Raw genomic sequence first — 16,997 nt, 5'->3', positions numbered from 1 at the left:
CCGGTCTACGGTCCGGCCGCAATGCGAAGCAGGTTGGAGAACGTTTTCAACGCGCGTTGCGCCGCTTCCTGCTGGACATCGGTCCGGTTGCCGGACAGTTCGATTCGTTCGCTGTGCAGGATCGTGCCCGGTTCTTGGGCAATGGCGAAAAAGGCATACGGGTTTCCGTCCGGCCTCTCCGCGTAGCCGCAGGTGGCAATGGCGTAGTCGGACCTGAACAGCTTCAGCGCTCCCGTGGCCATTTGGCGGGCGATTTCCTCGTCCACGCAATCGGTGCGCTCCGCCAAGGCGGCGTCGACCCCGAGCAACTCGACCTTGACGGGCGCTTGGTAGGCGGAGATCCCGCCCTTGAAGACCTTTGAAACTCCCGATTCCGAGGTGAGCAACGCCTGAACGCGGCCGGCGGTTATGCTTTCGGCAACCGAAACGGTTTTGCCCGCCTCCAGCAGCAACGCCTTGATTTCCTTCGCGGTTCCATTCATGGCCGCTTTATACCGGCAATGGGTGGCGACGGGCAAGCCAACCCGAGCGTTGCGAAGCGCCCGAGGGGCCGCGGATGAGCCGGCCCCGAAGCGCCCGATGGGTCGCGGCCGTCAAAGTTGCGTGAGAATAAAGTGGACTCGTTCCGGAGATCTGCGGATTATCGAACATTGGAATCGGTATCTTTTTTATCGGCTACGGGTTCCCGGGGTGGCAGTGGTGGTTCGGTAAGACAAATCGGGGCAAGGGAATGGGTAAACGTTATTTTGCAAAACATGCCAAATCCAGTGCGGCACTCATCAGTCTGGGGATCCATGCAATTCTGATCTTGGTGGCGCTTTCGTTTGTGGCGGTAACGGTTATAACGAAAGACGATCAGGTTTTCGAGGCAAAGAAAGTCCAGCGCCCCAAGATGCAACTCAAGAAATTGCAGGTGCCGGTCAACATCAAGAAAAAGCAAACCCAGAAGCCGAAGCTGCGCAAGCGGATCGTCGTTCAGCCCAAACTGCAGCAGGTCCCCGACATAAAAATGCCGGAAATCACCGGGGTCAAAGGCGGGATGGGTTCGGCCGCCGGCGGTTTGGGGGGCGGGGGAAGCCTTGGATTCGCCATGCCGGAGATGGAGCTTTTCGGCATCAAAAGCAAAGGCGAGAAGGTCTTCATTGTTTTGGATGCCTCCGCATATATGATGGTCGACAGCATGGGCGGCATTCCGGCCTATACCATCATTAAATCCGAGCTCGTGCGGATTCTCGAAGGCCTGAACTCCACCATTCTGTTCAACATCGCCGTATACGGCGGTGGCGACTACACGCTCTTTCCCGAAATGGTGGCGGCAACGCCGGATAATGTCGGCAAGGTGGAGGCGTGGCTGAAACCGCTCAATGCCGTATCGCAAGGCATGGGCGACCGCGACTACGGCCCGAAGACGCTCGGGCCGGGCGGCGTTCGGATTGGCGGGGAATTCCAGGTCGAGCCGTTGCAGAGCTCCCCGGGCGAGTGGGCCCGGCCGACGCTCCTCGCCATGAAGCAGCAGGCCGATGTCGTGTTTGTTCTCAGCTGTCGCTGGGGAAATCTTGTGTATAAAACCGGAACCCGGGAGCGCGATTGGTCGGATTCCGATCAAGAACGGTATGAAGAGGCCTTGGCCAAGGCCCGTCGGCTCTTGCAGGAGGAAAACGAACGGCGTCGCGCACGGAACCAGGCGCCCCGGGTAATCGCCCGAGGCAATCACGGGCTGGTCCAGGCCTACTGCCCGGGGGTGCGGGTCCCGCCGTCGGGTGCGACGTATGCCCGATACTCGCCGGACGAGATGGTGGAGGCCTTCAACAACCTGCGCGGCAAGGAAAAAGCCGCCGCCCCCACGAAGAGCGGCGTGTCGAAACAGAATAAAAACGCATTCGAAATCAATGTGATCCATTTCGTCAAGGAAGACGAAGGTTCGGCGGAGGATGTCAATTTCAAGAAGGTCGCGAGCCTGACTCGCGGCGAGTACAAGCGAATCAAAGGGATGAAGGCCATCCAGAGTTATGTGACTGCCGCGGAGTAGCTTCGCCGGGTCCCGGCGAATGCCGGATGGACTTGGGTTGAGAACGAACGGGCAGTGCGCGGGAAAAAGGAATGAAAAGCATGAAAATCAGGAGTTTGTTGGGTAACGGATTTTGGGGAGCATTGGTGTTCGGATGCATGTTTCCGTCTGTTATGCAGGCGGAATTGACGGTGGCGTCGACGTTTGGCGACCACGCGGTGTTGCAACGGGAAATGCCCGTTCCGGTCTGGGGGAAAGCCGATCCCGGCGCGAAGGTGACCGTCGAGTTTGCCGGCCAGAAAAAGACAACCCAAGCCGATGCGGAAGGCGCGTGGCGGGTCGCCCTCGCCCCGCTCCCGGCCTCGTTCGAACCCCGGGTGCTTAAGGTTTCCTCTCGCGATGTCCAATGTTCCTTCTCCGATGTGCTCGTCGGAGAGGTCTGGATCTGCTCCGGCCAGTCGAATATGCAGCTGGGCTACGGCTCGGTGCCCGAGATCAAGGCCTTGGCGCCCACCGCGAAAAACCTCCGCACCTTCGAGGTGAAGAAAGCCGTTGCTTTCGAGGAACAGGACGAGTGCGAAGGGGAGTGGGTTGCTCAGCATCCCGGCAGCGCCGTGGCGTTTGCCTTCGCCTATTTCCTGGAAGAAGCCGCCGATGTTCCGGTCGGGATCTTCCTGACCTGCTGGGGCAGCTCCTCGATCGAGGCCTGGATGCCGCGCGATATGACGGCGACCGTCCCGCATTTCAAAACGATGATGGAGGAGTTCGATGCCGATACCGAGACCCGCCAGAAAATCGCCGCCATTTTGGACGGCCCGAAACCGTGGAGCGGGAAAGACGACGTCTTTCTGCGCCGCCAGTCGAACATTCTCTACAATGCCATGATGCATCCGCTCGCCCCCTATGCCTGCCGCGGTCTGGTGTGGTACCAAGGCGAACGCAACACCCAGTCGATGCATGGAATGGTGAAGGACCCTTGGTTTTCCCGCAACTCCGGCATGTTGAAGTATGCAGACACCCTGCAACAATGGATCCAGCGCTACCGGAAAGCGTGGAACAACGACCGGATGCACTTCCTGATCGTGATGCTGCCGGGCTACGGAACCACGCTGGGAAGCGGCCCGCTAAAGGATGCGGAGCACCCGGCGGCCCATTCGTGGGCCTGGCTGCGCGAATCCCAAATGAAGGCCTTGGCGCTGCCGCACACGGGCGTGGCCAACTTGATTGATTTGGGCGACCTCAAAAACGTCCACCCCAAGGACAAGTTGCCGGTCGGCCGGCGCCTCGCGCTTTTGGCCATGCGCGACACCCTGGGGCAGCCGGTCGAGGCGCAAGGCCCCGTCATGACAAGCATCGAGCGCAAGGGCGACCGACTGGTCGTTCACTTCGACCATGCCGATGGCCTGGCGACCACGGACGGACAGGCGCCCGCCGCGTTTTGGTTGGCGGATGATTCCGCGAAGTGGGTGCGGGCCGAGGCCGAGCTTCAGGGAACGACGGTGGTTTTGCATTCGGCCGCCTTGCAAAAGCCGCTCTATGTCCGCTACGCCTTTGCCGGAAAGCCCGCCGTGAATCTGGTCAATGCAGCCGGACTTCCTGCCTATCCGTTCCGGACCGATTCCTTCGCGCCGTAATCCATTGGCCCGGCCCATCGATTCCGATGAAACCGCGCAGGGAATATTCCCTGGGCATTGTCCAAAACCCGGGCCTTCCGTCGGTCAATTGGAAGGGATCGATATCGGCCCGAGGACGTTTCGCCCCCTCTGCCGTTCCGGGAACTTCGATCCACGCAATGGGGGCGGACGAACCGCATGATTCTGGAATTTCGAAAGATTAAAGGAGAAAAAGTAATGAACAAAGCTGTATTGATGGCATGCCTCGCGGGAGCGCTCGGATGGGCCGGCGCATCATGGGCCGAAAAACAACCGAACATCCTGTTCGTTCTGACCGATGACCAAGGGTATGGCGATCTGGCCTGCCACGGCCATCCCTTTCTCCAAACGCCGAACATCGACAAGCTCTATGCCCAAAGCACGCGCTTTACCGACTATCACGTCAGCCCCACCTGCGCGCCGACGCGGTCGGCGCTGATGTCGGGCCGCAATCCGTTCGAAGTCGGCGTGACCCATACCATCTTGGAACGCGAGCGCATGGCGTTGGGCGTGACCACCGTCGCCGAGGTGCTGAAGAACGCCGGCTACGCGACCGGGATTTTCGGCAAATGGCATCTGGGTGAAGAAGCGGCCTACCAGCCCGGCAACCGCGGTTTCGACGAGGTTTTCATCCATGGCGCCGGCGGAATCGGCCAGAACTTCCAAGGGGGGCAAGGCGATGTGCCGCGGAACGATTATTTCGACCCGACGATTCGCCACAACGGCGTCTTCGAAAAAACCAGCGGCTACTGCACCGATGTCTTCACCCGGCAGGCTCTCGGGTGGATCAAGCAGCAGAAAGACAAGCCATTCTTCGCCTATGTGGCCTTCAATGCGCCGCATGGCCCCTACAAGGTTGCCGAATCGTATTCGGCGATGTATCTGGAGCAGGCCAAGGACAAGAACATTGCGGCCTTCCTCGGCATGATTACCAACATCGACGAAAACATGGGCCTGATCATGCAGAAACTCGATGAGTGGGGACTGGCCGAAAACACCCTGCTCATTTTTTCGACCGACAACGGCAGCGCCAAGGGATCGACCATTTACAACGCGGGCATGAAAGGCAAAAAAGGTTCGGTGAACCAGGGCGGCGCACGGGTGCCGCTGTTTTTCCGGTTGCCCGGCCTGACCACCTCCGGCCGCGATCTCGATCAGCTGGCGCGCCACATCGATCTGTTCCCGACGTTTGCCGAGTTGGCGGGCGCGGATATTTCCGGCCTCGGGTTGGACGGGCGCAGCCTGGTGCCGTTGCTGAAGGATCCGGAAGCCGCGTGGCCGGACCGGAAGCTGTGCTTCCATACCGGCCGCTGGCCCAAGGCGGGGGCCCGGGGCAATTTTGGCAAGGGCGATGCCAACCCGGACAGCTATAAAAACAAGAACTATGCCGTGCGCTCCGAAAAATGGCGGCTGGTGGGGCCGGATGCGCTTTACGACATCGAGAAGGATCCCGGCGAGGAGCGCAACGTCTTCGCGCAACACCCCGAAGTGGTCAGCGGACTGAACCAGGCCTATGAGGCCTTTTGGTCCAGGGCCCGGCCGCTCATGGTCAACGAGGATGCGCCGCTGGATATCGAGAAGCCCTTCTTGGTCAATTATCTGAAGCAAAAAGAGACGACGGGGATTCCCAACTGGGTGGCTCCGGAACTGTAGGTTTAAACAAGGCGGTTAAAATGAACTATTCCCGGCAAGTGTTGGCTTCCGTGGTATGGCTGTCGGCAACGATCGGTTGGGCGGCCTACCGGCCCAATGTGATCGTGATCTATACCGACGACCAGGGCTACGGCGATGTGAGCGCGCTCAATCCCGAGGCGAAATTCCAAACACCGAACATGGATCGGCTGGCCAAGGAAGGCATTGTTTTCACCAACGGCCACAGCGCGGACTCGGTCTGCACGCCGAGCCGCTACGCCTTGCTGACCGGGCGCTATCCCTGGCGCACCGTCCGCAAGCGGGGCGTTCTCGGTGCGGAAGCCAAAGGGATGATTGCCGATGGCCGCATGACGCTGGCCAGCTTGTTCAAGGAAAACGGCTACCACACCGCGATGGTCGGAAAATGGCACCTCGGAATGGATTTCCCGGGAACCTCCAAGAAGCGCGACTGGTCGCAACCGGTCCGGGATATGCCGCTCGACAAAGGCTTCGACTATTTCTTCGGCATTCCGGCATCGTTGAACTTCGGCGTCTTGGCCTGGTTCGAAGGGCGCTATGCCAAGGTGCCGCCGACGCTCCTTACCGCGAAAAAGAAAAACCCGCGCCACATGGATTACCGAATCATGCCTCCGTACGATCGGGAAAAAGGGATGGAGGTCGCACCCGACTTCATCGACAACGAGTGCCTGACGCGCTTTACCGACAAAGCCATCGAATGGCTGGGCGGCAAAGTCGAAGACGCCAAGAACGGCAAACCGTTCTTTCTCTACTTGCCCTACACCTCGCCGCACTATCCGGTCTGTCCGCTGCCCGAATTCCATGGCAAGGGCGAGGCGGGAGCCTACGGCGAGTTTGTGATCGAAACCGACTATCGCATCGGACAGGTCCTCGACTTTCTCGAAAGCGCGGGCATCGATGAAAACACGCTGATTGTTTTCTCGAGCGACAACGGTCCGGAAAAGTCATGGCCGGGACGTTTGGAGGAATATGGGCACGACAGCCGCGGCGGCTTGCGCGACGGGAAGCGTTCCGTATACGAAGGGGGGCAGCGCGTTCCATTCATGGTGCGTTGGCCCGCCGGGATCAAGCAGCCGGGCCGCCGCTGGGACCAGGTGGTCTGCCAGACCGATCTGCTGGCCACCTTCGCCGACCTGCTCGGCGTGGCGCTCCCGGAAAACGCCGGCGAGGACAGCCAAAGCTTTGCTCCGGTTTTGCTGGATCCGCAGGCCGACTATGCGCGGGTCCCTTTCATCAGCCATGACAGCAGCGACTTCCGCTACGCGATCACGGAAGGAAACTGGAAGCTGATTTTGCCGTCCAACCAGAAGGCCGCCGAGTTGTACGATCTCTCCACCGACCGCGCCGAAACCCAAAACGTGGCGGCGAACCATCCCGAAAAGGTGGACGCCCTGCAAAAGAAAATTTCGCTCCTCATGGCCCGGGGACGCAGCACCCCCGGTGCGGCGCAGCCCAATGATACCGGCTACTGGAAGGATCTGACCTGGATGACCGAGAAAGAATACAACGAACTTGCCCCTTGATGCGGCGAAGCGCCGGTTCGCGCCGGCATGCTTTGGATTTGCCGTTTTTTTGCCGATAAAGGCATCGACTGGAGAAGAATGAAAACACGCCAAACGGTTTTTGCCCTGGTGTTGCTGGCCGCATCGATGCAGGTGGCGGCGGCATCCGAGAAGCTCAACATCTGCTTTTTTCTGGCGGACGATTTGCGGGCCGACGGCATTGGTGCGCTTGGCGGTCAAATCGTCAAGACGCCGCACATCGACAAACTCTGCGAACGGGGATTTGCCTTTCGCAACGCCTACACGCTTGGTTCGGACCGCGGCGGGGTCTGCGTACCCAGCCGTGCGATGATCGCCTCCGGCCGGAGCTACCTGCGCCCGGACGTCCAGGCCATTCTGAAGGGCGGTGCAAAATACCGGCGCCCGGAAACCGAGACCCCGCTATTGGGGCAGACGCTCGCCACGGCGGGGTATGCCTCCATCCGCAGCGGGAAGTTCGGCAGCAACCCGAATCAGGTGGATCAATATTACGACGTCCACATCGACGGAAAAACCGCCGAGGGCAACGCCGACAACCTGATCGCCTTCATCCAAAAGAATGCCGGGAAGAAGCCGCTCTTCCTCTACATGGCGCCGCACGAACCGCACGATCCGCAGTTTTCGCCCAAGAGCTATCACGCGCTCTACAAAGCCGCCGACATTCCGATGCCGGTCAATTTCCTGCCGATGCATCCCTTCGACAACGGCGAGATGCTGGTCCGCGACGAACAGACCTTGCCCTGGCCGCGCACGCCGGAAAGCGTCGGCGGCAAGCGTGCGAAATATTACGCATCGGTGACCTATCTGGACGACCAGATCGGGCGGGTCGTCGACGCCCTCAAACAAGCGGGCCAGTTCGAGAACACGATTTTCATCGTGGCGGGCGACAACGGGCTATCGCTTGGAGAGCATGGGCTGATCGGGAAGCAGAATGTCTATGAACTCGGCGGCATGGAGGTGCCGCTGGTGTTCGCCGGCCCCGGCATTGCCCAAGGCGAATCCGAATCCTTTGCCTACCTGTACGACGTCTATCCGACGATGTGCGAACTCGCCGGCATCCCGGTGCCGGACGGACTGGATGCCAAGAGCCTGGTGCCCGTCATCAATGGAACCCAACCGAAGGTGCGCGACGTACTTTTCACGGCCTACAGAGACTGCCAGCGCGCCATCCGCGACGAGCGCTGGAAGCTGGCCCGCTATCCGCTCATCGACAAGACCCAGCTTTTCGATCTCCAGTCCGATCCACACGAAATGAACGACTTGGCGGCCAATCCCGAGTACGCCGGAAAAATCAAGGAACTGACCGCCTTGCTTGAAACGACGCGCCGGGCAATGGGCGATACCGATGCGCTCACCGTCGCCAATCCGGGCAAAGCCGAATGGTCCGTGCCCGATGTGATCCCCACGTGGAAGGAACAGGTGAAAGCCCGTGAAAAAGCCGCGCAGCAAAAGCAACGGCGGCTCGAAGAAAAAACCAAAGGCGAAAAACAATGAAAACGACCAATCGACTGATCATTGCGGCAATCTGTTCCTGCTGGACGATCGGAGTTGCGGCCAATCCGCAGCGCGGCAATCCGGATTACGCGGCAACGGCGGCGCCTTCCGGCCCGCAGGTGTTTGCCCCCCTTCCCATCAATCCGGAGGGAATCAATGTGGTGGCGGGCATCCTCGGCAACGATCGGGCGGAATTCAAAAACAACTTCCGCAATTACATGAACCTGTGGATGGAGCCGAAGGCCGCCGGTCCGTGCCACATCGAGTGGAAGCTGAATGCGCCGGCGGACGGGATATACGACGTCTGCGCGGTGGCGGCGGGCAATGGCTCCCGCATGAAGCTGGCCTGCAACGGCGCGCTGCTGGAAGCCGCCGTCGAGGGGAAGGGCTGGGACCGGATCGCGCTCGGCACGATTCCGCTAAAGGCGGGCGAAAACATGCTCACGCTGGAGGTCGAGGCCGCCAAGGGATTTCAATTCGATACGCTGGAGCTGGTTCGTCCCGCCGTGAAGGCCGCGTTGCTCAGCGAGGCGCAGGCGAGCCGCAAGAGCCCGGATTGGTTCAAGGATGCCGGCTACGGGCTGATGTTCCAATGGACGAACCGGGCAACACCGCCTGCGGGATCGATCAAGCCCTGGGAGCAAAAGGTCGACGATTTCGACCTCGAAGGTTTCGTCGAGATGGTCGAAGAGTCGGGCGCGGCCTACGTGCTCTGGTCGATCACCTGGGGCAACCAATATATCTCGGCGCCGATAAAATCGCTGGATGCGATCCTTCCGGGGCGCACCACCCAGCGCGATCTGCTCGGCGAAATGGCGGACGCCTTGCACGCGCGCGGCATCAAACTCATCTTCTATTATCACTACGGCTATGACTGCAACCATTCGATCGATGCGGATTGGATGGAGGCAACGGGCGGATACCGGGCCGACAAGAGCGAGTTGTTCAAGAACTGGAGCGCGATCGTGTCGGAGATTGGCAACCGCTACGGCGACAAGCTCAACGGCTGGTGGTTCGATGGCGGCCAGCGCTACTACAACTGCCATTTCGACGGCACACCGGGCGATCAGGGCATCCTGTCCGCTCCGTTCAAGGAACTGACGCTCGCCGCCAAGAGCGGCAACCCCGAGCGGGTCGTCGCCTACAACTCCTGGGTGAAACCGCGGTTGACCGAATATCAGGATTTTTATGGGGGCGAAGGAAAAACCGGATTCCAGGAGTTGCGCGATGGAGTCTTTCCGTCGGGACAACAGGAGGGGTTGATGGCCCATGGTTGTTTTATTCTGGAGAGGAAATGGGGGCACATCGAAAAAAACGCCATCATCGCGAAACCGAAATACTCCTTGAAGAAACTGACCGAAATGGTTCGGACCGCGCAGCAGAAGCGATACCCGCTATCGATCAATCTGGAAATGTATGAAGACGGATCGGTCTCTCCGGCATCCCGCGCCTTGCTGAAGCAACTTCGGGAAGCGACCCGCGAGCACTAGCGATTGGAAAGGTATCTGTCATGAAACGAAAAACACTCACCCCCATCGCCCTGCTGACGCTTTGCGCAGGTACCATCCATGCCATCGAACCGTTGAAGGAAGACGTGGGCTACACGCAGCGTTTCGCGCAGCGGGTCATGGCATCCGGCGACACCAACGGCGACGGAAAATTCGAAAAAGCGGAAAACGCCGAACTCTGGGAAAAGAACAAAAAGTACGACCGAAACAAGGATGGCGCGATCGATGCCGAAGAGATCGGTCGGTATAGCCTGAAGTACGTCACCGGCACGGGGCGGCAGCTGCACAATGTGCTGTTCAAGCGCGTCGACGGCGAAGGCGTCTATCTGGATTTCTATTTTCCCGAGGTGGATGACAGCAACAAGAAACCCGTGGTGGTCTACACGCACGGGGGCGGCTGGGCGGCCGGAAGCAAGCAAGGGGCGGGCAACGCCTCGTTCGACAAAGTTCACGGCGCGTTGCTCAAGCAGGGCTTTTGCGTGGTCTCCGTGGGCTATCGCCTCGTGAAAAAGGAGCAGGGGACCGCGATGCGCGATTGCGTGATCGATTCAAAGGATGCCGTCCGCTTCATCTCGGCCCATAAGGACGAGCTCGGCATCGACCCCATGCGCATCTACACCTTCGGCGACTCGGCGGGCGGGCATCTCGCGCAGATGCTGCTGTTTGCTCCGCCCGAAAGCTTGCCGGGCGATCCCGAGCTGGCGAAGTATGCCTACAAGACCGTGGCGGGGGTTTCCTGGTATGGCCCGTGCGACTTTGAAAACGAACAGCTGTTCAATCACGATGATCGCGCAAACTTCCGCGACCGCTTTGGAGCGCGCATCCTGACCAGCGACTCAACGCCCGAAGACAAGCCGGCGCTTTACCGGGAAATGAGCCCGGTCAACTATTTGACCCAGGAGAGTCCGCCGTTGCTGATGATCCAGGGCGACAAGGACACCACCATCCCCGTGAAGCATGCCTATCGCATGCAGAAAAAAGCGGAGGAGCTGAAGGCGCCCGTCGAAATCATGATCGTCAAGAACGCCGGCCACAACTGGCGCAGCGTCGATGCGCCGATCGACCCCTCCCGCAATGAGATCATCGATCGAACGGTGCGGTTTTTCGTGGATCACCAATAGATGGGCATCTCGCGGAAGAAACGGATTATAAATTTTGCAACGGAGCCCGATGGGGCTCCGGGAATCAACGGACAAGGAGCATGACAAATGAATTTTGATTATTACATCCCGACGAAAATCCTGTTTGGCGCAGGCAAGCTCAACCAGCTGGCGGAAGAAAAGCTGCCGGGCCAGAAGGCGCTGATCGTCATTTCCAGCGGCACCTCGATGCGCAAGCATGGCTACCTCGACCGGGTGGTCGAGCTGCTCAAAAAGCAGCAGGTGGAATCGGTCGTCTTCGATAAAATCCTGCCCAACCCGATCAAGGAACATGTGATGCAAGGCGCGGCGCTCGCCAAAGAAAACGGTTGCGATTTCGTGGTTGGTCTCGGCGGCGGTTCCTCGATCGATGCCGCCAAATCGATTGCGGTGATGGCCGTCAATCCCGGCGACTACTGGGACTATATCGGCAGCGGCTCCGGCAAGGGCCAAACGGTTCCCAACGGCGCCCTGCCGATCGTCGCCATCACCACCACCGCCGGAACCGGTACGGAAGCCGACCCGTGGACCGTCATCACCAACGGCGAAGAAAAAATCGGCTTCGGCAATCCTTCGTTGACCTTCCCGGTCCTCTCCGTGGTCGATCCCGAGCTGATGGTTTCCGTCCCGCCGCAATTGACCGCCTTCCAGGGTTTCGATGCCCTGTTCCATGCGGTCGAGGGCTATCTGGCCAACATCGCCACGCCCATGAGCGACCTCTATGCGCTCGAAAGCATCCGGTTGCTGGCCGCATCGCTGCCGCGTGCGGTGGCCGACGGCAACGACATCGAGGCGCGCGGCAACGTGGCCTTGGCCAACACCCTCTCGGGCATGGTCGAATCGACCTCCTGCTGCATTTCCGAGCACTCGCTTGAACACGCCATGAGCGGCATCTATCCGAAGCTGCCGCATGGTGCCGGCCTGATCATGCTCAGCGAAGCCTACTTCTCGCACTTTGCCGAGGTCTGCAAGGATCGCTATGCCAAGATGGCCGCCGCCATGGGCGGAACCGATTTTGTTGCGGAACTGCTGAAGCTCCAAACCGCCTGCGGCGTGCGCGACCTGAAGATGTCCGACTACGGCATGCGCGAGTCCGACCTCGAAACCATCGCGGCCCACGCCCGCGACACCATGGGCTTCCTGTTCGAGCTCGACCCCGCCCCGGTATCCGAGGCCGACACCCTGGCCATCCTGAAAAAGGCCTATAAATAAGTTCGGGCATGCACCTCGATTCCGGAAAAACCAAAAGCCTGTTGGGGCTGTTCTTGCTGGCGGCGTCGGTTGGCGCCGCGGCCAAGGCCCCCAACTATCTCATCCTCGTCGGGGACGACATCAGTGCCTCCAGCCTCGGCTGCTACGGAGGCCTGAATCCGCACACGTCGCCGAACATCGATCGGCTGGCCCAGGAGGGGATCCGCTTCTCCAACATGTTTGTTTCGGAAGCAATCTGCGCCCCGACGCGCGCGGAGCTGTACACCGGACTGCAACCGCAGCGCAACGGCTGCGTGCAGAACCACCAGGCAACCAAGACGGGCACGTTGAGCGTGGTGCAGCATCTGGGCAAACTCGGCTACCGGGTCGGGTTGACCGGTAAAACGCATTTCAAACCGAAGTCGGTGTATCCCTTCGAAAGGGTGAAGGGCTTCCCGGCCAACTGCAATGCGCACGAGACGACGAACGAGACGTGGGAGGGCGTCGAGGAATTCATGACGCGCGATGCCGAGCAGCCGTTCTGTCTTTTTATCTGTTCGATCCATGCGCATGCGCCGTGGGATTCGGGCGACAGCTCGCTGTGGGAACTCGACGAGTTGAAATTGCCGCCGCACTTGGTGGATACCGCCGAGACCCGGCACTACTATCGCGAGCATCTGGCCGAGGTGCGGCTGTTCGACGAGCAGGTCGGCAAGGCACGGGCACTGCTGGAAACGCTCAAGCTCGACGGCAACACCGCGCTGATTGTGCTGGATGAAAACGGGGCCGGCATGCCGTGCGGAAAATGGACCACCTACGACTGGGGCGTGCGCTCCGCCTGCATCATCAAATGGCCGGGCGTGGAAACCGCCTTTGAAACCGACGCGCTGGCGCAGTATTGCGACATCCTGCCGACCTTGATCGATGGCGGCGGCGGAACCGTGCCGAACGAGCTCGACGGGAAAAGTCTGCTGCCGCTGATTCAAGGCAAAACCCAGACCCATCGCTCCAACGCCTTTTTCGTCTACAACAGCGGGCCGGAGGGGCCGCCGTTTTCTTCGCGCGCGGCGACCGACGGGCGCTTCAAGCTGATGTGGAACCTAACGCCCGACAACCTGTTCGCCGTCCGCACGATCAATGGGTTCGACTACGGCTATGAGGACAAAATGAAAGACCGCCATGTCCGCCTGATGTATTGCTCGTGGCTGGAAAAAGCCCAGACCGATCCAGCAGCGGAAGCGCTGGTGCGGCGTTTCCGCAAGCAGCCGGAGTTCCAGCTGTTTGATTTGGATGCCGATCCGTGGGAAATGAACAATCTGGCCAACAATCCTGAATATGCCCCGCAACGACAACGACTCAAGGCGGCCATTTCGGATTGGATGGAACAGCAGGGCGATCAAGGCGCCGAGGCCCAATCCAAAAAGAAAAACGAAAAAACGGGAGATGGTAAAAAATGAAACGAATGTTTGTTGTTGCCGGACTGATGGCCTTCGCCGTCGGTAGCGCGCTGGGCGCCAAGCCCAATATCGTCTTCGTGCTTTGCGACGACCTGGGCTATGGCGACGTCCATTGCCTCAACCCGGAGCGCGGCAAGATCCCGACCCCGGGCATCGACCGTCTCGCAAAGGAAGGGATGACCTTTACCGACGCCCATTCCGGCTCATCGGTCTGTTCGCCGACGCGCTATGGCCTGATGACCGGACGTTACAGCTGGCGTACGCGGTTGCAGAACGGGGTGGTCCAAGGCTTTGATCCCTGTTTGATTGCGGCTGATCGGCCAACCGTAGCCAGCTTCCTGAAAGGGCAGGGCTACCATACGGGGATCGTCGGGAAATGGCATCTGGATTTCCAATATCGGGACCCGGCTACCGGGGAGACGCTGACCCGGGCGAAGGCGAAGAAGCAGACCACCAAGAAGGGCAAGGGGCTTGCGCCCGTCGGCAGCAAGATCCCGGATGGCCCGGTCGATCGGGGCTTCGACTATTATCACGGCTTCCACCATGCGGGTGACATGAAGGCGGTCATTGAAAACGATACGGTGATTCTCCACGAAGATGAAATCAACATGCTGCCGCGCCTGACCCGCAAGGCGGTGGAGTATATCGATGGGCGGGCGGCCCAGGCCCCGGACCAACCCTTCTTCCTCTATGTTCCGTTCGGCTCGCCGCACGCGCCGATTGTTCCGACCCAGGAGTGGCAGGGTAAGAGCGGCCTCGGCGAGTATGGCGATTTCGTGATGCAGACCGACGCCGGAGTCGGCGCCATTCTGGATGCGCTCGACCGCAACGGGTTGACCGAAAATACGCTCGTTATCTTCAGCTCCGACAACGGCTGTTCCAAAGCCGCCGGAATTCCGAAGCTCGAAGCGCAGGGGCACTTTCCGAGCGCGAATTTGCGCGGCTCCAAGGCGGATTGCTGGGACGGCGGACACCGCGTTCCGTTCCTGGTCCGCTGGCCGGGCAAGGTTGAGCCCGGTTCGAGCTGCGACCAAACCCTTTGCCTGACCGACCTTTTTGCAACGGTGGCGGATCTCACCGGCGCGGCGGTGCCGGCGGGCAGCGCCGAGGACAGCGTCAGCTTCCTGCCAGCGCTGAGCGGCAAACCGATTGTTTCCACGCGCGCCGGGGTGATCCATCATTCCATCAGCGGGCACTTTTCCTACCGAATGGGGAAGTGGAAACTCATACTGGCCAAGGGGTCCGGAGGGTGGACCTCGCCAACCGAAAAACAGGTCGAAGCCGGGGCGCCGGTCGCGCAACTATATGATATGGAGGCGGATATCGGCGAAACAACCAATCTCTACCTTTCGCACCCCGAGGTGGTGGATCGCTTGCTGAAGCAGATGGCGTCCGACGTCAACCGCGGACGCAGTACCGACGGACCGGAGAGCCACAACGACGTTGCCCAGATCAAACTCTGGAAGAGCGGAAAGTAAACGGCTTGGTTCGCCGGCTATTTTTTTAAACGATTGTCGAACGGGTTGAATGCCCGGTCGAATGTTAGGAGCAACACGATGAAATGGATGAAACTCGTAGCCGTTCTCTGCCTCGCGCTGACGTGCCGGGCCGAAGAGGGCAAGGATCTTGGCGCCATCTGGTTTGTGGGCGATTCCATCACGCAAAGCAATGCGGACGGCGATCCGCAGGGCTCGCCGCGTAAGGCGCTCTATGACCTGCTGACGGCGCATGGCTATCAATTCTCCTACACCGGGCACCATGTCCGGAACGTGGACGGACTGCCCGAAACCGGGGCAACGCCGGCCGAAAACCGGTATCACTACCATTCCGGGATTTCCGGTTCGGTCATCGACGAACCGATCCGCCGCCGGGTCGGCATGACGCAGAGCATGTCGACCTTTTGGACCAGCGGGCGTCTCGCGGAAGTGAAGCCCGACATCATCCTGATCATGCTCGGCACGAACGACATGGGAGAACGGTTCGATCTTCCCAATGCCCCGAAGCGACTGAGCGCGCTGGTGCAGACGATCTATGATTTGCCCGACGTCGGGAATCCAAAAATCTTTCTCGCGACCATACCGCCGAGCCGCCGCAACGAAGCGGAAACCGCGAGCGTAATTGAATTCAACCAGGCGATCCCGGCGATCGTCGAGACCTTCCGCGCCCAAGGCAAGGCGATCTATTTCGTCGATCAGTTTACGCCGCTCAACGAGGCATATGAAACGAGTATGCGCCCCGACAACCTGCACCCCAATGCCGCAGGGAACACGACCATGGCCGAGCAGTGGTACCAGGCCATTGTTTCGGTCTGCGGCGCAAAAGAAGGGACCGGTTTCAGCGGGAATAAGACCGATTTTCGCGGCTTCGACCGCTATGAGATTCCAACGGCCGAGGGGCGCATTTCGGTGGTTTGCCCGAAGCAGGCGGCACCGGGGAAACCATGGCTTTGGCGAAGTATTTTCTGGGGCATGAAAGGGTCGGCGGTGGAACGGTTCACCCGCGCCGATTTGCAGCTGCTTGAACAGGGATTTCACGTGGTGGTTGCCCCCGGCGATGTGTCGGGCCATCCCCGCGGAAACAAAAAAATCGATGCCGCCTATGAGTTGCTGACGGAGACCTACGGCTTTTCGAAAACGGTTTCGATGGCATCGATGAGCCGGGAGACGCTGGCGCTCTTTCGCTGGGCTTCCGCCAACCCGGAGAAGGTGGAAAGCATCTATGTGGACAACGGGGTTTGCAACCTGAACAGCTGGCCGGGCGGAAAGCTCGTTCCGGGGAGTGGATCGAAAGGTTCCGGCTCCAAAAAATCATGGGCGTTGTTGAAGGAAACCTATGGTTTTGCCACCGATGAGGAGGCGCTTGCGGCCACGGTTAGTCCCATCGATTTGCTGGAGCCGCTGGCCAAGGCGGGGGTTCCGATTCTGATGGGGTGCGGCACGCGGGATCGCACGGTTCCGTACGAAGAAAACGGCGCCATTTTGAAGGAGCGCTACGAGGAACTTGGCGGCGCCATCGAGGTCGTTTTCGAAGACAAGGACCACCATCCGCACGGCCTCGCCGACCCGGCGCCCGTTGTGGAATTCGTCAAGAGCAACCGCTTGCGCAAAGCGGGTTTATGACATGCGGCGCGATGCTCCGCCGCATTCGTTTGCGGGCGGGGAATGGTGCGGAGGTTTCCGGGCGGGCAAAGGGCCGCCGCGGAATCTTTTGCAACTTAGCGTTGACGCCCCGGGGAAAGTTGCTATTAATTACGCGCTTTCTTCACTATAATAGGTGAACTGTGTACTTTTATGAACAAGGAGTCCCATGGCTGTTTCGAAAAAGAAGGCTTCCACT

General features: G+C 60.0%; 12 protein-coding genes. 11 read left to right on the top strand and 1 reads right to left on the bottom strand.

The window, feature by feature from the left end; genetic code table 11:
• Positions 1-5 precede the first annotated feature (5 nt).
• Positions 6-482 (bottom strand): CinA family protein, encoded by a 477-nt coding sequence (locus ABYO54_RS04295; RefSeq protein WP_372807009.1) that lies wholly within the window; start codon positions 480-482, stop codon positions 6-8.
• 248 nt (positions 483-730) lie between these two features.
• On the opposite strand from ABYO54_RS04295, the gene ABYO54_RS04290 reads away from it, so the two are divergent.
• The 11 genes from ABYO54_RS04290 to ABYO54_RS04240 all read left to right on the top strand — a co-directional run bounded on the left by ABYO54_RS04290 (position 731) and on the right by ABYO54_RS04240 (position 16,780).
• Positions 731-2,029 carry a hypothetical protein gene (locus ABYO54_RS04290; RefSeq protein WP_372807008.1) on the top strand — a complete coding sequence of 433 codons (1,299 nt, stop codon included), beginning with the start codon at positions 731-733 and terminating at the stop codon, positions 2,027-2,029.
• 137 nt (positions 2,030-2,166) lie between these two features.
• A complete protein-coding gene (locus ABYO54_RS04285; protein ID WP_372807007.1) occupies positions 2,167-3,642 on the top strand; it encodes a sialate O-acetylesterase in 1,476 nt (491 codons plus the stop codon).
• Between the two features lie 234 nt (positions 3,643-3,876).
• Positions 3,877-5,313, top strand: coding sequence for an arylsulfatase (locus ABYO54_RS04280; RefSeq protein ID WP_372807010.1), 1,437 nt, complete (start codon positions 3,877-3,879; stop codon positions 5,311-5,313).
• 20 nt (positions 5,314-5,333) lie between these two features.
• Positions 5,334-6,854, top strand: a complete 1,521-nt coding sequence (locus ABYO54_RS04275; protein WP_372807006.1) for an arylsulfatase — start codon at positions 5,334-5,336, stop codon at positions 6,852-6,854.
• 78 nt (positions 6,855-6,932) lie between these two features.
• Positions 6,933-8,366 (top strand): sulfatase-like hydrolase/transferase, encoded by a 1,434-nt coding sequence (locus tag ABYO54_RS04270; RefSeq protein WP_372807005.1) that lies wholly within the window; start codon positions 6,933-6,935, stop codon positions 8,364-8,366.
• A complete protein-coding gene (locus ABYO54_RS04265; RefSeq protein ID WP_372807004.1) occupies positions 8,363-9,856 on the top strand; it encodes an alpha-L-fucosidase in 1,494 nt (497 codons plus the stop codon). Before ABYO54_RS04270 ends, ABYO54_RS04265 begins: the two co-directional genes overlap by 4 nt.
• Before the next feature lie 20 nt (positions 9,857-9,876).
• The gene (locus ABYO54_RS04260) at positions 9,877-10,995 is read left to right on the top strand and encodes an alpha/beta hydrolase fold domain-containing protein (RefSeq protein ID WP_372807003.1); all 1,119 of its coding nucleotides are present in this window, start codon (positions 9,877-9,879) and stop codon (positions 10,993-10,995) included.
• An 87-nt stretch (positions 10,996-11,082) separates the two neighbouring features.
• Positions 11,083-12,225, top strand: coding sequence for an iron-containing alcohol dehydrogenase (locus ABYO54_RS04255; protein WP_372807002.1), 1,143 nt, complete (start codon positions 11,083-11,085; stop codon positions 12,223-12,225).
• A gap of 8 nt (positions 12,226-12,233) precedes the next feature.
• Positions 12,234-13,661 carry a sulfatase gene (locus tag ABYO54_RS04250; RefSeq protein WP_372807001.1) on the top strand — a complete coding sequence of 476 codons (1,428 nt, stop codon included), beginning with the start codon at positions 12,234-12,236 and terminating at the stop codon, positions 13,659-13,661.
• A 5-nt stretch (positions 13,662-13,666) separates the two neighbouring features.
• Complete coding sequence (locus tag ABYO54_RS04245; RefSeq protein WP_407992460.1) at positions 13,667-15,139, top strand: sulfatase family protein; 1,473 nt, start codon at positions 13,667-13,669, stop codon at positions 15,137-15,139.
• A 78-nt stretch (positions 15,140-15,217) separates the two neighbouring features.
• A complete protein-coding gene (locus ABYO54_RS04240; protein ID WP_372806999.1) occupies positions 15,218-16,780 on the top strand; it encodes a GDSL-type esterase/lipase family protein in 1,563 nt (520 codons plus the stop codon).
• Positions 16,781-16,997 lie beyond the last annotated feature (217 nt).

It is taken from the genome of Pontiella sp. (assembly GCF_041622395.1).
Taxonomy (GTDB): domain Bacteria; phylum Verrucomicrobiota; class Kiritimatiellia; order Kiritimatiellales; family Pontiellaceae; genus Pontiella.
The sequence above is the reverse complement of the archived record's forward strand: the minus strand, read 5'-3'. Positions and strand labels throughout refer to the sequence as shown.